This is a genomic window from Enterococcus sp. DIV0691, from assembly GCF_051711145.1.
Classification (GTDB): Bacteria; Bacillota; Bacilli; order Lactobacillales; family Enterococcaceae; genus Enterococcus_B; species Enterococcus_B hirae.
This window is the reverse complement of sequence record NZ_JBIOLY010000001.1, coordinates 2,133,399-2,151,524: the sequence shown is the minus strand read 5'-3', so window position 1 is coordinate 2,151,524 and position 18,126 is coordinate 2,133,399. Positions and strand designations below refer to the sequence as shown.

Sequence of the window (18,126 nt, the reverse complement as noted above, 5' to 3'; positions counted from 1 at the left end):
CAGAAAAAAGGAGGGAAGAAATGAAAAAAACAATTGGACTTTTCGTAGCTGGAATTGCCTGCTTTTGGGGATTGAGCGCTTGTGGTACGACGCATTCGACTACAACGACTTCTACTAGTACTGCTAGCCATACGCAGAAAAAAGCAGAATCGTTGATCGTCAATGGGATCGAGATGACGCTTACTGATTTTGGAGAAAAGACATTGCTCGATACGAATCAAAAAAAACAAACCATCTATAGCGTACACGTCAAAGGGAAGAATGTATCTGCTGATATGAAAGGCTTAGGTGCGATTGATTTCTTATTGAAAACAGATAAAGGGGAACAAACCATCAATATGGATTTTGCCAGCTTCGGGGACGAAATGGACAAAGGAGAGACGATTGAAGGAGACCTCTATTTTCAATTGAAAAAAGGCGAAACGCCTAAAGCCATTGAATACAAACCAACAGATAAAGTGATGTATTCATGGAAAATAGATGATCAAAAATAAGAACATGAAGGAGTAAGAAATGAGCAAGAAAAAATTAACAGCAAAACGTAAAAAACAGCTATTAACGATGTTTGCGGTGGCTGGTGTGATGGGAAATACTGGGATTGCACCAACGATGGCATTAGCGGATACTTTGTCACCAACAGCTGAAACTTCTACTGGACAAACACAGGCGAATGAAGCAAAAGAAGTCATCGATCAAACGATACAAAACGTCACAGATCCGTTAGTAAACCCAACGGATTCAACCACTACAACTAGTGACTCGTCAGCACCAACGGATGAAGCAACGGATGAAGCAACGGATGAAACAACTGAGAACACCCAGAAACAAACAAAAGAACAAGAGCAAGCAACAGCACCGACTGCCGAAAGTGAAGGGGATGCAACTAATCCAACAGCGGAAGCGCCAAAAGTAGCGCAAAAAGCAAATGTGGCAGCTGCCTCCGAGACAACAGGAACATGGGGTACCAGCTCGTATACGTTTGATGAAGGTACAGGAGTATTGACAATCGGAGCAGGTGAGTTAAGTGGCTATGAAAACTCACCATGGTACAAAAACAAAAAAGTAGATGCTAAAGCCATCAAGAAAATAGTCTTGTCTGGAAAAGTAGTTGCTCCAGAAAATTCTTTTTTATTATTTAGTGGAAATACCGAGGCTGAAAAACCTACGAATGTAACTGAAATCGAAGGGTTAAGTCAACTGGATACCAGTAACGTAACAGATATGAGTAAAATGTTTAAAGGTATGAGTAGCATAACAAGTCTAGATGTAAGTGGCTTTGATACCAGTAACGTAACAGATATGGCTTCTATGTTTTATGGTATGAGCAGAGTAACAAGTCTAGATGTAAGTGGCTTTGATACCAGTAACGTAACAGATATGGCTTCTATGTTTTGTGGTATGAGCAGAGTAACAAGTCTAGATGTAAGTGGCTTTGATACCAGTAACGTAACAGATATGAGTAGTATGTTTACCGGTCTGAGTAGCGTAACAAGTTTAGATATAAGTAGATTTGATGCGAGCAACGTAACAGCTACGGCTAATATGTTTCTTAGGACTCCACTTAAGAAATTAATTCTAGGAGATACCTTTAAATTTGTAGGAGGAAAAGGAGCTCTTACTTCTGCTTGGATGAGAGAAGATGGCACAGGGACGTTTTATTCAGCAGCAGATTTCATGAAAAACTATGGAACGGGTGATTTGACTGCTGGCACTTATGTTTCCGTTGAAACAGACACGTGGGGTACTAGTCCGTATATGTTTGATGAAGATACAGGAACGTTAACAATCGGAGCAGGTGAGTTAAGTGGCTCTGAAGAATCACCATGGAACAGCGACAAAGTAGATAGTGAAGCCATCAAAAAAATTGTCTTGGCTGGGAAAGTAGTTGCTCCAGAAAATTCTAAATACTTATTTAGTACAGATTCCAGTGGTAAAGACCTTACGAATGTAACTGAAATCGAAGGGCTAAGTCAACTGGATACCAGTAACGTTACCAATATGGCGGATATGTTTAACAATATGAGTAGCGTAACAAGTTTAGATGTAAGTGGCTTTGATACCAGTAATGTAAAAGATATGAGTAGTATGTTTTACTGTATGGGTAGCGTAACAAGTTTAGATGTGAGTGGGTTTGATACTAGTAATGTAACAGATATGCACTCTATGTTTACAGGTATGGGTGGCATAACAAGTCTAGATATAAGTGGCTTTGATACCAGTAACGTAACAAGTATGTTTGCGATGTTTGCAGCTATGGATAGCGTAACAAGTCTAGATATAAGTGGTTTTGATACCAGTGAATTAACAACGTCGGAAAATATGTTTTATCAGACTCCACTTAAGAAATTAACACTAGGCGATCACTTTAAGGCGATTGGAGACACTAAGTTATCAGCGCCTGAAGCATTGAACGAAGGGGATCAGCTGACAGGAAATTGGATTCGTGAAGATGGTCAGTCAAAAGGCTATTCACCGGCTGACTTTATGGCAAATTACGGCACGGGTGATTTAACGGCAGGAACTTATGTGGCAGAACTAGTGAAAAGTGAGTTGGAACCACAAGAATATCATGTAGGAGATGTCAATATTACTGGAACCTACACAGGGGATATGTCTCTCGGCCGATTAACCGTTAATGGCAAAGTTGTCAGCTGGGGCGGTAGCTTCAAAGATGGTCAGTTCAGCTATTATGTCGGTGCTGGCAAATTAAAAGTCGGCGACAAAGTCGTATTAGATGGCTACAACAAAGAGAAGGAATTGATAGATTCCAAAGAGATTGAAGTGATTTCCGAATCTTCAGGATCAATTGATCAAGTAGACGCGTATCAGTTGGGTGATTCAACGATTACTGGAACTTACACGGGGGATATCCATAAAGGAAAACTAGTAGTGAACGGAGAAGTCGTTAGTTGGGGCGGAACCTATAAAGATGGCAAGTTTAGCTATTATGTGAACTCTCAAGTCATCAAAGCAGGGGATCAAGCAACGATTCAAGGCTATGATAAATTCAATACGCCACTAGGGGACCCACAACCGGTAACTATAGGAGAACAACTGGGTCAATTAACAGAAGCCCATCGTGTGGGAATCAGTACAGTGATCGAAGGAAGCTACACAGGCGATGTTTACCAAGGAATCTTGTTGGTCAATGGCGAAAAAGTTAGTCAAGGCGGCAGCTTCAAAGATGGCAAGTTCAGTTATTATGTAGGAAACCTTAAAGTATCAGAAGATGATCAGGTAGTCTTGATGGGTGCCAACAATCGAGGACAGCAAATTCCAGGATCAGAGATTGGGGTCACTATTCAAACACCAACAGCTGAAATCAACGAACTGACTTATAAAATCGGCACACAAACGATCAAAGGAGCCTATGGTTCTGATACCCAAGTCCACCAAGGTCACTTGTTTGTCAATGGTAAACTGATCAGTAAAGGTGGGAGCTTTAAGGATGGGGCAATCAGTTATTATGTGAAGCCAGACCTAATCAAAGCTGATGATCAAGTAACAATGAATTTCTATGATGGCAGTGGCAACTTATTGGCTGAAAACCAAACAGTTTCTGTTAATTAAGAAAAAAATTCCATATTTAAGATGAACTAAATGGTACTCGCTGATTGCCAGTACCATTTAGTTTTTTAAGTACTTAGTTATCAGAAAGATATCCTTATGAAAAAGCAATGTTCAAAAATAAGAGTAACGAAATGAATAATCAACGAGAAAACAGCTATTAACAATTAGTAATAGAAGAATTTATAAAAAATTATCTTTTATAGATAGGGAGATATTATGAAAAAGATGGCTAAATTAAACGATTTGATCAAAAGATGGGGTTTTTGTTTTTTATTGATGGCGATAACTTGGCAGGTTAGTTCGATGGTTGTTCACGCTGACACGAACGAATTAAAGACGCCAACTGTGGATGTTACTGCTATTCCAAGAGGAGATCTCTATACAGATTATGATAAAGAGCGGAGAAATACTACTCACAATAACTTGGAAGTGACAGGGCTATTTTTACCTCGTGGAGAAGAAATTACGGTAGAAGTCAAAGAGAATCCAGAAAATGTTAGCTTAGTAATCGGGCAGTATGGAAAGTACGAGAATCTTAATTCTGCACCAGAAAGCATTGGTTCCAATCCGGTTGATTATCAGTTAACTAAAGGGATCAATCATATTACTAGAGAAGACAGCGATGGCATGGTTTATATTCGTAACCAATCTTATGACCAAACGATTCATGTCACTTTAACAGGTGGAGTCGAGGTTCCTGAATTTCGATTAGGTGGCAAAAATAATCAAGCAACCTTTTTTCAACGATTGAATGATTCAACGACGAATGTTCCTTTTTTTGTCATTGAGGGAAAATATGTGTTTGGAACATTTCAAATGAGTGAACTAAAAAATATAACGCCTCTTTCCGAAGATCGTTTAAATGAATTGGCTAGTTATTGGGATAAAGTATATCAACTGACTGTAGAATGTTATGGGTTTAATAATCAAGCAGGCTATGCTGCTGAGAAGAACATGAATCAAAGAATTCATATTGCCAATCCTGATTCAGGGGCAGGCTATGCTTATGCGACCAATAACTATATCTCTTTTCAAATAGATACGGGCGCTTCTCAGGATATTTTAGGAAGTAAACCGACAGATCAGCAATGGGGATTTTGGCACGAAATGGGGCATACGTTCCAAACACCTCAATACAAATTTGATGGTATGACAGAAGTAACGGTAAATATCTCTTCTATGTATGTCCAACAAAAATTAGGCTTCCCTTCACGACTTGCAAGCAGCTCAACACAAAAGGTCATTGATGATTACTTTAATATTGATGTAGATAAACGTGATTTTAGTAGTTTAGGCGATGAGCTATTTGCTCAGTTGGGGATGTTTTGGTCCTTAGAGCGCGTCTTCGGTTTAGATTACTATAAGACTGTTTCTCAACTATATCGAACAATGGAAACAAGAGAACTCCCTTCATCCAATGAGGAGGAGATTCAGACAATGGTTAAAGTATTTTCTCAAGCGGCAAATCGTAACTTAGTTCCTTACTTTAATCAATGGGGAATAAAAACAACTGCTGAAACAGAAAAATATTGTCAACAGTTTAAGAAACTAGAAAAAGAAATTTGGAAAGATGTGGACGGTCGTGGGGAGGATTATGCACTCCCAGGAGCTGTTAAGCCTTACACCATTCCGACACTGGATTCCTTTACATTGACTAATCTGCCAATTTTTACCACAGCAGGCCAAATTTCGTTAGAAAACCTCAAATCTATTCCACTTGCTAGTCCTACGAAGATTTCAAATGTTTACTATCAAGGGATTGGCAACTATTCTGATTATCCAGGGAATACCATTAAGCTAACGAATGAGAATGGCGTTTCTAATGTTTTACCTATTAAAGAGGTAACTGGAGGAGAAGCAGTCAAACTTTTTGGTAATGCTTATGGTTTCCAGATCATTGCACCTAATCCAGAGACTAAAACTTTCTCCATGGTTGGGAGATCAGGGAAACTTCATCAAAGTTGGGGAGATGGCGTATATGTAACGATTCACCAGTATGATCATCAGATGAAACAGAAAAAAGCGGTTGAATTGTCAGGTGAAGAAGATAGCGACAAGTTAAGTAAAGTGTTTAAAGATGCTCCTTATGAAATCGGTGACTATGTTCATATCACCCATGAAGAATCAGATAATCGGATTGAACGTTACCACAATAATAAATTGATTCCTAATGATTATGAAAAAAGTTATTGGTACCAAATGACAGATAAAGGCTGGAAAGAAGTGGATCTAAAACCAGTAGTTACACCAATCACAAAAGATTTGTTCTTGGGATTACCAGTGGATGCTACACAATTAGTAGATACAAGCTCAGAAAAAAACATTGTACCAATCACTAAAGTCGAATATGTACAAGAGCCAGATTTTGCAACTGTAGGACAAACCAGCACAGAGATAAAAGTTACTAACAGTGTGGGAGAAACTACAACAGTTTCAAATGATGAGCTGACTGTTCGAGGTGGAGAAGCAGTCAAACTTTTTGGTAATGCTTATGGTTATCAGATTATTGTGCCAAATATACAGACCAAAACTTTCTCGATGGTTGGAAATTCAGGTAAACTTCATTTTAGTTGGGGAGATGATGTATATGTAACAATCCAACAATACGACCATCAGATGAAACAGAAAAAAGCGGTCGAATTGTCGGGTGAAGAAGATAGCGACAAGTTAAGTCAAATGTTTAAAGATGCTCCTTATGAAATTGGCGATTATGTTCACATCACTCATGAAGAATCAGGTAATCGGATTGAACGTTATCATAATAGTGAATTGATTCCTAAGGATGACGAAAAAAGTTATTGGTACCAAATGACAGATAAAGGCTGGAAAGAGGTTGACCTAAAACCAGTAGTTACATCAATCACAGAAGATTTATTCTTGGGATTACCAGTGGATGCTAAACAATTAGTAGATACAAGCTCAGAAAAAAACATTGTGCCAATCACTAAAGTCGAATATGTACAAGTGCCAGATTTTGCAACTGTAGGACAAACAAGCACACAGATAAAAGTCACTAACAGTGTGGGAGAAACCACAACAGTTTCAAATGATGAGCTGACTATTCTGGGTGGAGAAGCCGTTAAACTTTTTGGTAATGCTTATGGCTATCAGATTATTGTGCCAAATCCAGAGACCAAAACTTTCTCAATGGTTGGGAAATCAGGTAAACTTCATCAAAGTTGGGGAAATGACGTGTATGTCACGATCCAGCAATATGATCGTTATCTGAAACAGAAAAAAGCAGTTGAATTGTCAGGTGAAGAAGATAGTGACAAGTTAAGTCAAATGTTTAAAGGCGCTCCTTATGAAATCGGCGATTATGTCCATATTACCCATGAAGAATCAGATAACCGGATTGAACGTTATCATAATAGTGAATTGATTCCTAATGATGATGAAAAAAGTTATTGGTATCAAATGACAGATAAAGGTTGGAAATCAATCACTGAAGAGGAACTTCCAGAAGAAACCAAAGGAACGATTCAGGCGGATCAGTATATCCTTGGTAAAACAACAATTACTGGAAGATACTATGGTAATGTGAAAAAGGCTCGATTAACCGTCAATGGAAAAGTGATCAGCTGGGGAGGAACTTTTAATTCAGATGGAACCTTCTCATATTATTGTGGACCTAAAACAATAAGTGCAGGGGATACAGTTGTTTTAGATGCTTTTGATGAAGAGAATAAATTACTGGATACCGCAACTCTAACGATCACTAGTTATTCTGGAGCGATTACGATGGCTGACTATCAATTAGGTGCTTCTGTTATTACCGGAACATATACGGGAGATGTTCGAATGGCTCACTTAACAATCAATGGACAGTCCATTAGCTGGGGTGGGACTTTTAAAGACGGGACATTTACCTACTATGTGAAGCCTTCTCAAATTAAAGACGGGGATAAGGTATCGATCCAAGGATATGATCCAAATCAACATTCGTTAGGAGAAGAACAACCGGTCAATCTAAAAAAAGTAACAGGAAAAATAACTCAAGCAGTGAAGAAACAAGGAAGTACAGTCATTGAAGGGACTTATGAAGGCGACATCTACCAAGGTCGTTTAACTGTCAATGGAAAAGTGATCAGTTGGGGAGGTGCCTTTAAAGATGGTAAATTCACTTACTATATTGGTCAACTGGAACTATCTGAAACGGATACGGTGGTTCTTGAAGGAGTGGATAGAAATAAAAATATCATCGAAAACAGCAAAATTAACGTAACCTATCAAAAAAGTGAGGTAAAAATAACTGATTTAAGCTATACCTTAGGCACACAAACGATTTCTGGAACCTATCAAGGGGAAGTTAAAAAAGGACAATTGTTTGTTAATGGAAAATCAGTCAGCTGGGGCGGTAGCTTTGCTGAAGGAAACATCGATTACTATGTGAAAGCCAATCAAATAAAATCAGGGGATAAAGTAACAATGAACTTATACGCACCAAATGGCCATCAAATTAGCGAAGGAAATGTTGTGACGATCAAAGAAAAATAACCACTCATTATTTTGATTACGTCCAGCTACTATGTAAAAGTGAAAGGTAAAAGTGAAAGCATCCAGAAAGTCATTGATCTCAGTGAGACACATAATGTTTTTTCAGAAAACTAACACGAATCGAATTGGTGTCAATGACTTAATGATGTTTTACTTTTGAAAGTGAAGAAATTCAAAAATGCCCCGCACATTTTTTGCGAAATATTGTTCTTTCACTAGGAATTAACGTTTACACCAGTTTTTGTCCTTAATTTATCAGAGAGTGTTTATCGTAAAAATTAGTGGCATTTGAATGAGAGGAAAACGATGAGAGACAAACGCATTGATATTTTAAGAGGAGTGGCTATCTTATTCATTATTTTAGCCCATATTTCACCTCCTAATAATCTACTTCAGCTAAGAACTTTTGATGTTCCATTAATAACTATGTTACTAGGGATGAGCTTTAGCTTATCCACAAAAGAAGAAAAATACCGAGTCTATCTTTTTAAAAGATTTAAGCGTTTAATTATTCCTACTTGGAAAGTGTTACTAGGCTATTTTATTCTCTTTGGGGCCATCGCATTATTGAGACATAAGGATTTTCCATATCATTTTGAATATATCATTTCTTCGTTTGCGATGTCTTCTGATAAAGGTATCGGTTATATGTGGATATTAAGGATATTTTTTGAAATAGCCTTATTGAGTCCGATTTTCAAGTGGTTATATTCACTGAAAGAAAAACGGACAATGATCATCTTGCTATTCATTTTTTGTATGCTGCTATTGGAGTATGCGCAAAATCTGTCATTGGTTTCAACGGGACATTTTTTGATTTTGTTTGCTTTAGAATTAGTTGGCTATTCATTTATCGTATTTATTGGAATCTGTGTTTACAATAATCGTATGATAGATAATCTCAAATTATGTGGTTTGTTTGTTTTTCTATTTTTTGTTTCAATCCTTAAAACAAGAAGCTTTGACATACAAGCTTTCAAATATCCACCGCAATTACAGTATATAAGTTATGGCTTAAGCCTATCTATCCTTTTATTTCTAGTGACTACACTATTGAGTAAAAAGATAGTTCAATATAAACTCGACCCAATCATATGGTTATCAAAAAATTCTATTCAAATTTATTATATCCATATCTTTATCGTACGAGCAGTTGATCGATTACCTGTAGTAAAGAATTGGTGGGAGACAAGATACCTTGTAACAGTAGGCATAAGTAGTATTGCTGTCTATCTATTTGGTAAAATCAAAACTATGACAGTGAGAAAAAGTACGTTCAAACTTTCTAATAGTCAGTAAATTTTAATAAATAGTATTTGTCCAAGAGGTTACTGATTGTTGCATGTATAGAGTTATTGACGGTTTGTAAACGATGCAATGAGAATTGTTCCTTATATTGCAATAAAAGTCTGCTGTACCACTCAATGAAAAATAGTAAGTGTAAAACTAAATTATTCGAACGATAGTTGATGGATGTTTTGATCATCGATCCTGATGGAGTATCAGGAATATTTCACTATCGTTCGGATATTTTTGTTCTGTTGCCTGATGCTTTTCGATCTTGCTTAGCAAAATTATCTCTTTATAAAGGAAAATCAAACAAGAGAAATTGCAAAATGAAAAAACGGTAAGTGGCATTTTTGAAGGGTCAATTTTGTGATTCCTTATAAAAAATAGATAGCCTTACTGGGGTTCTTGAAGCGTGTTTTTTTAGGTGCCAACCTTTATATTATTTGGAAAATAAAAATGAGGAATGAAAGTATATCCTTTTTGGTATATACTTAATCCATACTATTTCCTATGGCAAACCATCCTGTTCATTGCTCAAAATGATCGTGTTAACAGGAGCTTGGAAAATATATAGGAGGAATCTCGTGAAAAAACAACCAAAATTTCAAGAAATTGCGAATGAAATTGAGAAGCGAATCATGGAAGGAATTTACGTTTCTAGTCAAAAATTACCTTCAGAATATGATTTAGCAGACGAGTTTCAATGTAGTCGTTTAACTGTTCGTAAAGCAATCGAATTATTGATCAGCCAAAATAAGTTGATCAAAGAAAAAAGTAAAGGCACGTATGTCATGAAACAACCTAAGATCCAAAGTGGCTCTGGAGGACTGCAAAGCTTTACCGAAACTGCTCGAATCCAAGGGAAAAAGACAAAAACGCAAGTCTTAGAATGCGAAGTTACTGAACAACTACCAACGAATGTTAAACAAGCTTTTGGTGAATCGATTTCTGAGCCAATCGTTCATTTGAGACGATTACGTTATTTTGATGACGAACCAATGACGGTTGAAAATCTTTATATTTTAAAACGTTATCTGGGAGAAGTCTCTCAAGAAGAATTAAGTGGGTCACTCTATCAAGTGATCGAAAAAAACGTTGAAATCGCTTATTCTCACCAAGAAATCGAAGCAGTGAAAGCGACGGCTGACGTGGCAAAACTCTTGCAAGTAGCTGTGGATGAACCGATGTTGTTTGTCCATTCAATGACATATTCGCCAGCAGCCAAACCAATCTTATATGACTGCTCGTTTTATCGTGCAGATAAATATACATTTAAAAATACGTTGATTCGTCAAAAAAGGAGTGAATAAATTGAAAAAAAGCAAGTCGATGATTGATGATCATTGGGAAGAATTTCTTGAGTTTCTTCAAACAGTTATGAAAGTACCAAGTGTGAAAGGGGAGCCGGAAGATCATGCTCCGTTTGGGAAAGCACCTCGAGAAGTGTTGGACCTTGTACTTAAAAAAGGAAAAGAAGTAGGGTTTAAGACCAAAGTGATTGATGATGCGATCGGGTACGTCCAATGGGGAGAAGATGATGAGGACTATATTGGGATCATTGGTCATTTAGATGTGGTTCCAGCAGGATCGGGATGGGATTTTCCACCCTTTGATTTAAGCGAAAAAGATGGACGCTTTTATGGACGAGGGATTTTAGATAATAAAGGGCCGATCATTAGTTGTTTTTATGCTCTGATCCTGTTGAAAAAAATGGGAGCGGTTCCTAAAAAAACGATCCGCATTATTTTTGGGACTGACGAAGAAAGTGGGATGTCTGATGTGACTCATTATTTACAGGCTGAAGTTCCGCCATCATTTGGTTTTACGCCAGATTGTAAATATCCAGTTGTTTACGGAGAAAGAGGAGTAGTCAACCTAACGATTCATTTCCCATTAGTTAAAGAAGAAGTTATTCAAATCAGTGATTTTGCAGGGGATCAATATCGAGATCATGTGCCAGACCAGCTGAGTGTTTCGATTAATGCAAAAAAATTTGATGTGGAAGGAAAACGTTCTCCAAGTAATGCCCCAGAATTAGGAGAGAATGCGATTACGCTGCTTGCCGAAAAAATCAAAGCAGATTCAGCTGTTCCAGAACAAATACGAGCTTATTTTGATTGGATCTGGCAAGCTTTCCACAATAAATATTATGGAGAAGGAATCGAGCTTGCTTTGTCTGATGAAGATTCAGGCAGGTTGATTCTTACACCTGTGAATTTGCAAAAAAACACTAACGGGTTAGATTTAGAAGTTGCTTTTCGTTACCCTGTTTCAGTCACAGAAGAGGAAGTCGTGAGTGGGTTGGCTAAACAGTTGCCCGAGAAAGCGACTTTTACAATCAATCGCAGTATTCCAGGGATCTGTCAGAAAAAAGATTCGCCTGAAATCAAAAAACTATCTCAAATTTACGGCGAGATTACTGGGAACGACCCTACACCAGTGACGACAACGGGTGCTACTTATGCCAGAAAGATTCCTAATGTATTAGCGTTTGGTCCCTCTTTTCCTGGACAGAAAGGGATTGCACATAACAAAAACGAGTATATGGAAGTAACAGATCTGCGTATGAATTTAGAGATATACCTGCGAAGCATTCAAGCATTGATCGAATAAACAGTTATATATTTTTTAAAAAAAAGATTATCAGAGACTTCTCTTATAAATCAATTAGATTTTAAGAAAAGTCTCTTTTTAGTATAGACATAATAGTATATACTAAATAAAATAGATGTAAGCGCTATATATAGGAGGAGTAAACATGTGGGGAATTATCGCAACGTGGCGTATGGCACATGATGGTGTGTTAGCTGCAAAAGAATTATTAGAACAGGAAGGAACATGCGGAGATGCCGTGGAAACGTCAATCAAATGTGTAGAAGACTATCCATTTTATAAATCAGTTGGCTATGGTGGCTTGCCAAACGAACGAGGCATTGTAGAAATGGATGCGGCTTTTATGGATGGGGATACGTTCAAAATTGGGGCAGTGGCTGGGATCGTAGATATTGCGAATCCAATATCAGTTGCCAGAAAATTAAGTAATGAAAAATTCAATAGTTTTCGCGTAGGACAAGGAGCCACTGAATATGCAATGCTAGCAGGATTCGAACGGAAAAACATGCTAACGCCAAGAGCTAAAAAAATTTGGCAAAAACGAGTGGCAGAAGTGGCGAAAACGAATCTAAGCCCCTATGACGGACATGATACGGTGGGCGTGGTTTCTTTAGATCAACACACTGGCATGGCTGCAGGAACGTCTAGTTCTGGATTATTTATGAAAAAGCAAGGTCGTGTGGGAGATTCCCCTTTATCAGGTTCTGGTTTTTACGTCGACAGTCAAATCGGTGGTGCGACAGCAACTGGTCTAGGAGAAGATCTAATGAAAGGCTGTCTAGCTTATGAAATTGTTCGCTTGATGGGAGAAGGAGTCACTCCACAAAAAGCCTGTGATCAAGCTGTGTATTCTTTTACTGATTTATTAAAAGAACGGTATGGCAAAGCAGGTGCTTTTTCATTAGTTGCTATGAATAAAGCAGGTGAATGGGGAGTTGCGACTAATGTCGAATTTACGTTTACTGTTGCAACTGAAAAGGAGCAACCAGCTATCTACTTAGCTAATCCAGGAGTTGATCAGACAACGATCATTGAACCAATCACCAAAGAATGGCTGGATGCTTATGAAAAACGCATCAAAGCCCCAGTTTGATCCCAGTATCGAAGTCATTTAGCTGATAATCAGCATATGTATATATAAGGAGGAGAAAAAAATGGCAACAAAAAAAATCTATTTATTCTGTGAAGCAGGGATGTCAACAAGTATTATGGTCAATAAAATGATGGAAGTAGTCAAAAAACATCAGATGCCACTAGAAATCCATGCGTTCCCAGCAATCCATGCAGAGGAAAAAGTTGAACAAGAGAAACCGGTAGCCATCCTATTAGGACCACAAGTTCGTCATTTAAGTGACAAAATGAAAAAAACGTTTGAGCCGTTAGGCATTCCTGTAGGCACAATTGCCACAGAAGCATATGGCATGATGGATGGCGAACGTGCGATGAAAGATGTCCTGAAAATGATCAAAGAAAGTAGAAAATGAGTTTTTGTAAACGGAAACAGTCGGAGTCAACAAAAAGATCGGGGGAAAAAAGATGCAAAAATTTTTGAATTGGTTAGAAAAAGTTTTGACACCAATGGCAAAAACGGTTGGAGAAAATAAATATTTGATTGCTATACGAGATGGCTTTTTACTTTCTACACCGTTATTGATCGTGGGGTCATTGTTTCTAGTATTGACCAACTTTCCAATACCAAATTGGAATGAATGGATGGCTGGTTTTTTAGGGGAAAATTGGGCAGTCATGTTGAATAAGCCTGCTACCGCCAGTTTTGATATCATGACGATTTTAGCAGTTGGGGGCATCGGTTATAGTTTAGCAAAGCAATTTAAAGTGGATGCGATGCAAGCGGCAATTATTTCTTTAGTTTCATTCTTTATCGTAACGCCTTTTACCACATTATTTACGCCAGAAGGTTCGACTGAAGTATTTGAAGTCGGAAGTCTTCCTTTACGTTGGATGGGATCAAGTGGTTTATTTTTAGGTATGGTAGTTGCTTTAGTAGCGACTCGTATGTTCGTTGCCTTGATTCGTACAGGGTGGACAATCAAAATGCCAGATGGCGTGCCGCCTACTGTTGTTAAATCGTTTGAAGCATTGATTCCAAGTTTCGTCATCTTAACGTTCTTTATGGTGGCGAATTGGGTAGCGAGTTTAACCACATATGGGAATTTACAAGAAATCCTGTTTAAATTCTTACAAACACCATTGTTAAGTTTAGGGAATACCTTAGGTGCTATGATCATTGCGTACTTATTTTTACATTTTTTCTGGTTTTTCGGAATCAACGGTTCAAGTGTCGTAGGTGCAGTTTTCAATCCAGTTCTTCGTGCTTTATCGATTGAAAATCTAAATGCGTTTAAAGACGGACATGAAATTCCTAATATCATTACAGGTCAATTTCAAGATATGTTTGCAACATTTGGTGGGGGCGGTTCTACCTTATCATTGATTTTGATTATGATTCTTGTATGTAAAAGTCAGCGAGTGAAAAAACTTTCACAATTATCGCTTGTACCAGGAATTTTCGGGATCAATGAACCGATCATCTTTGGTTTACCGATCGTATTAAATCCAATCATTTTGATCCCATTTGCTTTAGTACCGACGATCAATATCATTATTGCTTATTTTTGTATGGACCTAGGGTTAGTTGCTTACACCAATGGGATTCAACTTCCATGGACAACGCCACCGATCATTTCCGGCTTTTTAGTCAGTGGTTGGCAAGCTTCTGTCCTTCAGGGATTACTTATTTTATTAGGAATGGCAGTTTATTATCCATTCATCAAAGTATTAGACAATCAATATCTGAAAGAAGAGCTTGAGGCAGAAGAATCAACAGCAGAAGAAATCAATTTTGATGACTTTGATTTTGATACCTTATAAAAAGGAGTAGGAGCATGAAAAAAATCATTTTGATCCTCAACCATGTGACCGCAGGTATGGGAAGTGACGAACAAGCACAATTACCTCCAGGTGGAAAAAAAACAGCTCTAGGACCGGGAGAAACATTAGCGCCATTGTTTAAAGAAAAAAAGGCAGAGATTATTGCTACTTTATACTGCGGTGATCGTTATTATTCAAGTCATCCAGAAGAAGTCAAACAAAAATTTATCGGATTCGCCAAAAAGTTTGGAGCAGATGCGATATTATGTGGACCAGCTATGCATTATCCTAATTTTGGAGAGATGGCAGGCGGGTTAGTCGAAGCTTTTAACAAAGAAGGCATTCCTGCTGCCGCTGCAATGTCTGTTGAAAATCCTGCTGTAGCAAAATATCAGCAAGTGATCCCCATCGTTAAAATGCCAAAAAAAGGTGGGATCGGACTAAATCAATCCTATAAAAATATGGCAACAATCGTGACACAGTTAGCGAAAGGGGAAGAACGAACTTCCTCAGAACAAGAAATGATCTTTTGAATCAAAAGTGAATAAACGGAGCATAATGACTTTTCTTAAGTTGAAAAGCTGTTTCGATAGATGACGGAAAAAAGCCAATCATTACGTATGTTTTGATTGGCTTTTTGTGTGAAGAAGGTTGCAAAGAATGGTTTGCCACAAGCTGGATCAGGGGAGATGAGGAACACGTAAGGCTTTGATCAATGTCAATGTTTGGGTAGAAAGATTCGATCAATTAGCTAACTGAATTTCACCGTTTGACAGCTTGCTCTTTCTCTTTATTGATTTATTCCTTCTCTTTATTAAAAAGTAGAGTGAAAAATAGACTTGAATCTCAATGGATCGTCCAATAAACTATTTATTGTAAGCGATTTATTCTTAATTGAAGAAAAGTGGTGATGTATGAACAAAGTAAAGATACTCATGACCTTGTTTGTTAGCTCTATACTCCTATTTTTGATTTCTCATCCCCAAGAAATAGCGGCAACTACAAGCAAGTCTAATGTAGAAACACATGCAACATTTTCCAAAGTAATGACTTATGATCAAATGATTGAGCAACTCACAAACGATCTTCAGCTTTCATCAACAAAAGCAAGGCAAAAACTCGAATCTTCGGACAAGATTGTTCACACAGTTACTCGAAATAGAGCAACCTTTCGAGTACTGTCTCATACTGTGACGGTGAATAAGACGTACAAGCCAACGATGCGGTTTTATTGTGAAACGAGTGAAAGTGGTCATTTTAGAGCGATTAAACGAATAATAGCAATAAATTTGGTTAGAGAAGACCAGGAAGTGGCAAAAGCCTTTTCCGGAACTGTCTATGTCAACTTAGAAGAAGCCAATCGTATCTATTATATCGTGAATGGTGACTTCTTTAATCAAGGCACGACTTCATGGCAAAACGGATCAACGAGTGGTGTAGACAGTGCGCTAGATCTAAGGTTTACTACAAAGGATGCCGGGAGCCATTACCAATACAGTTATAGTGAACACCGAATCACTTTTTGATTTGCAGGCGGGTAAGGAAGTGGACAGCGATCGCTAACCATTGCTGAATAATAGTGAATGGTTAAAGAAAAGTGATGGGAGAGATATGGATGGCTCGTAAAACTTAGTTTACACAAAAAATAACGAAAAAAGCTGATCCATACATGCGGATCAGCTTTTTATCTTTTAAATTTAGAAAGCAAAACATTCCCAAATATGCTAAGATAGCAATAGACGCGTCCTGAGGGAATCGAACCCCCGTCTCAAGAACCGGAATCTTACGTGATATCCACTACACTAAGGACGCAAGTACAGACACAATTGTAACGAAACTAAAAAAAAATTACAAGGGGAATGGACAAAAAAATGAAATTTCAACAAAACTTTTCACAAAAACAACAGCAAACACAAAAATTAGCCATGACACAACATCTGCAACAGTCCATCCAGGTATTGCAATATAACAGTGAAGAGCTCTTGGCATTTGTTGAAAATCAAGCATTAGAAAATCCATTGATAGAAGTAGTGGAACCAGAATGGCAATCTGACTATCAGAAGATCAGATCAGCCAATGATAATGAAGAAACCAACTATTTAAATCAAATTCCCGATACCAGTGTTTCCTTATTTGAATCATTGATCGAACAGATCCATTTGAACTATCGGCAGACCTTCTTACGTCAGTTAGTTCTTTATTTAGTCGAGTACATTGATTTAAATGGATTTTTGACGATTGATTTAAAAGAGGCACAAGAACAAACAAATGCTACTTCGATTGAGATCCTTGATGCACTGACGCTGGTCCAACAACTTGAACCAGCAGGTGTGGGGGCACGAAGTTTACAAGAGTGTTTGATGTTACAAACGGAAAGAGATGACTTTGCACCAGAGTTAGCGTATATCGTTTTGGAAGAGTGTTTTGAGTTGCTGGTTGATCGCAAATGGAAAGAGATCGCCCAACGCTTTTCAATTGAACTTAGTGAAGTACAACGAATTTTTGATTACATCCAAACACTTAGTCCAAGCCCTGGACGAATTTTTGATCGAAGCAGTGAATTATATATCATTCCTGATGTCAAAGTGATGGTTGATAAGGAACAAAAAGTGTCTGTCCTTTCTAGACGAGGAAATCAACCAGATGTTCGTTTCCAAGAACATTATTTTAATCAGATGCTTAAAAGAGCAGACAAAGAAACGCAAGCGTATTTGAAAGAACGGAAACAAGAGTTTGACTGGTTGAAAAAAACGATTCTACAACGTGGGGATACGATTTTACGGGTGGCTCAAATCATTGTTTCCCATCAACAAGCCTTTTTCACAAATAAAGAACGACCAATTAAACCGCTGACATTAAAAGAAGTGGCAAAAGAGTTGGAAGTACATGAATCCACTGTCAGCCGTGCCGTCAATGGAAAATACCTGGAAACTGAATTTGGGGTTTTCGAGCTTAAGAAATTCTTTACAACTAGACTACAGCAAAGTGGGACAGATACTGAGACCGATCTCTCAGCTGATACTGCACAAAAGAAAATCCAAGAACTTGTAGATCAAGAAGACAAAATCAAACCACTTTCTGATCAAAAGATCGTAGAATTATTAAAAAAAGATGAAATATTGATTTCAAGAAGGACGGTTGCAAAATATCGTGACCTGCTGGGAATCCCAAGTTCATCGAAAAGAAAACGTTATGATAGATAATGTGAATCTCGACTAGAAAAAAATGAAAAGTTTTTTCTAGTCTTTTTTTATTGAAAAAAAC

12 protein-coding genes and 1 tRNA gene are annotated in these 18,126 nt (G+C 37.7%); 12 read left to right on the top strand and 1 reads right to left on the bottom strand.

Going from position 1 to position 18,126, the window contains the following annotated elements:
• Nucleotides 1-20: 20 nt before the first annotated feature.
• From IGJ11_RS09900 to IGJ11_RS09850, 11 genes are all read left to right on the top strand, one after another.
• Nucleotides 21-494 carry a DUF4352 domain-containing protein gene (locus IGJ11_RS09900; protein ID WP_063627414.1) on the top strand — a complete coding sequence of 158 codons (474 nt, stop codon included), beginning with the start codon at nucleotides 21-23 and terminating at the stop codon, nucleotides 492-494.
• Between the two features lie 19 nt (nucleotides 495-513).
• Complete coding sequence (locus IGJ11_RS09895) at nucleotides 514-3,570, top strand: immunoglobulin-like domain-containing protein (protein WP_251849668.1); 3,057 nt, start codon at nucleotides 514-516, stop codon at nucleotides 3,568-3,570.
• Nucleotides 3,571-3,786: 216 nt separating this feature from the next.
• Nucleotides 3,787-8,067, top strand: coding sequence for an immunoglobulin-like domain-containing protein (locus IGJ11_RS09890; protein ID WP_207431692.1), 4,281 nt, complete (start codon nucleotides 3,787-3,789; stop codon nucleotides 8,065-8,067).
• Nucleotides 8,068-8,373: 306 nt separating this feature from the next.
• Complete coding sequence (locus tag IGJ11_RS09885; protein ID WP_063627412.1) at nucleotides 8,374-9,366, top strand: acyltransferase family protein; 993 nt, start codon at nucleotides 8,374-8,376, stop codon at nucleotides 9,364-9,366.
• 575 nt (nucleotides 9,367-9,941) lie between these two features.
• Nucleotides 9,942-10,667 (top strand): GntR family transcriptional regulator, LSA1692 subfamily, encoded by a 726-nt coding sequence (locus IGJ11_RS09880; RefSeq protein ID WP_063627411.1) that lies wholly within the window; start codon nucleotides 9,942-9,944, stop codon nucleotides 10,665-10,667.
• A 19-nt stretch (nucleotides 10,668-10,686) separates the two neighbouring features.
• Complete coding sequence (locus IGJ11_RS09875) at nucleotides 10,687-11,970, top strand: Sapep family Mn(2+)-dependent dipeptidase (protein WP_438772577.1); 1,284 nt, start codon at nucleotides 10,687-10,689, stop codon at nucleotides 11,968-11,970.
• A 145-nt stretch (nucleotides 11,971-12,115) separates the two neighbouring features.
• Nucleotides 12,116-13,063, top strand: coding sequence for a N(4)-(beta-N-acetylglucosaminyl)-L-asparaginase (locus IGJ11_RS09870; RefSeq protein ID WP_034699124.1), 948 nt, complete (start codon nucleotides 12,116-12,118; stop codon nucleotides 13,061-13,063).
• 61 nt (nucleotides 13,064-13,124) lie between these two features.
• Nucleotides 13,125-13,454, top strand: a complete 330-nt coding sequence (locus tag IGJ11_RS09865) for a PTS sugar transporter subunit IIB (RefSeq protein ID WP_088775019.1) — start codon at nucleotides 13,125-13,127, stop codon at nucleotides 13,452-13,454.
• Nucleotides 13,455-13,506: 52 nt separating this feature from the next.
• Complete coding sequence (celB, locus tag IGJ11_RS09860) at nucleotides 13,507-14,862, top strand: PTS cellobiose transporter subunit IIC (protein WP_010738000.1); 1,356 nt, start codon at nucleotides 13,507-13,509, stop codon at nucleotides 14,860-14,862.
• A 14-nt stretch (nucleotides 14,863-14,876) separates the two neighbouring features.
• A complete protein-coding gene (locus tag IGJ11_RS09855) occupies nucleotides 14,877-15,395 on the top strand; it encodes a GrdB-related putative oxidoreductase (RefSeq protein ID WP_010718618.1) in 519 nt (172 codons plus the stop codon).
• Between the two features lie 381 nt (nucleotides 15,396-15,776).
• On the top strand, nucleotides 15,777-16,388 hold the full coding sequence (locus tag IGJ11_RS09850) for a hypothetical protein (RefSeq protein WP_207431681.1): 612 nt from the start codon (nucleotides 15,777-15,779) through the stop codon (nucleotides 16,386-16,388).
• Between the two features lie 214 nt (nucleotides 16,389-16,602).
• Here IGJ11_RS09850 and IGJ11_RS09845 read toward each other — a convergent pair.
• Nucleotides 16,603-16,674: transfer RNA gene (locus tag IGJ11_RS09845), tRNA-Arg, on the bottom strand.
• A gap of 59 nt (nucleotides 16,675-16,733) precedes the next feature.
• Here IGJ11_RS09845 and rpoN point away from each other — a divergent pair.
• On the top strand, nucleotides 16,734-18,065 hold the full coding sequence (gene rpoN, locus IGJ11_RS09840) for an RNA polymerase factor sigma-54 (RefSeq protein ID WP_207431678.1): 1,332 nt from the start codon (nucleotides 16,734-16,736) through the stop codon (nucleotides 18,063-18,065).
• Nucleotides 18,066-18,126: the final 61 nt, after the last annotated feature.

What these genes read in the sequence shown, in the direction of transcription:
- IGJ11_RS09900 (WP_063627414.1), top strand. Translation starts at nt 21, where the DNA reads ATGAAAAAAACAATTGGACTTTTCGTAGCTGGAATTGCCTGCTTTTGG.
- IGJ11_RS09895 (WP_251849668.1), top strand. Translation starts at nt 514, where the DNA reads ATGAGCAAGAAAAAATTAACAGCAAAACGTAAAAAACAGCTATTAACG.
- IGJ11_RS09890 (WP_207431692.1), top strand. Translation starts at nt 3,787, where the DNA reads ATGAAAAAGATGGCTAAATTAAACGATTTGATCAAAAGATGGGGTTTT.
- IGJ11_RS09885 (WP_063627412.1), top strand. Translation starts at nt 8,374, where the DNA reads ATGAGAGACAAACGCATTGATATTTTAAGAGGAGTGGCTATCTTATTC.
- IGJ11_RS09875 (WP_438772577.1), top strand. Translation starts at nt 10,687, where the DNA reads ATGATTGATGATCATTGGGAAGAATTTCTTGAGTTTCTTCAAACAGTT.
- IGJ11_RS09870 (WP_034699124.1), top strand. Translation starts at nt 12,116, where the DNA reads ATGTGGGGAATTATCGCAACGTGGCGTATGGCACATGATGGTGTGTTA.
- IGJ11_RS09865 (WP_088775019.1), top strand. Translation starts at nt 13,125, where the DNA reads ATGGCAACAAAAAAAATCTATTTATTCTGTGAAGCAGGGATGTCAACA.
- celB (WP_010738000.1), top strand. Translation starts at nt 13,507, where the DNA reads ATGCAAAAATTTTTGAATTGGTTAGAAAAAGTTTTGACACCAATGGCA.
- IGJ11_RS09855 (WP_010718618.1), top strand. Translation starts at nt 14,877, where the DNA reads ATGAAAAAAATCATTTTGATCCTCAACCATGTGACCGCAGGTATGGGA.
- IGJ11_RS09850 (WP_207431681.1), top strand. Translation starts at nt 15,777, where the DNA reads ATGAACAAAGTAAAGATACTCATGACCTTGTTTGTTAGCTCTATACTC.
- rpoN (WP_207431678.1), top strand. Translation starts at nt 16,734, where the DNA reads ATGAAATTTCAACAAAACTTTTCACAAAAACAACAGCAAACACAAAAA.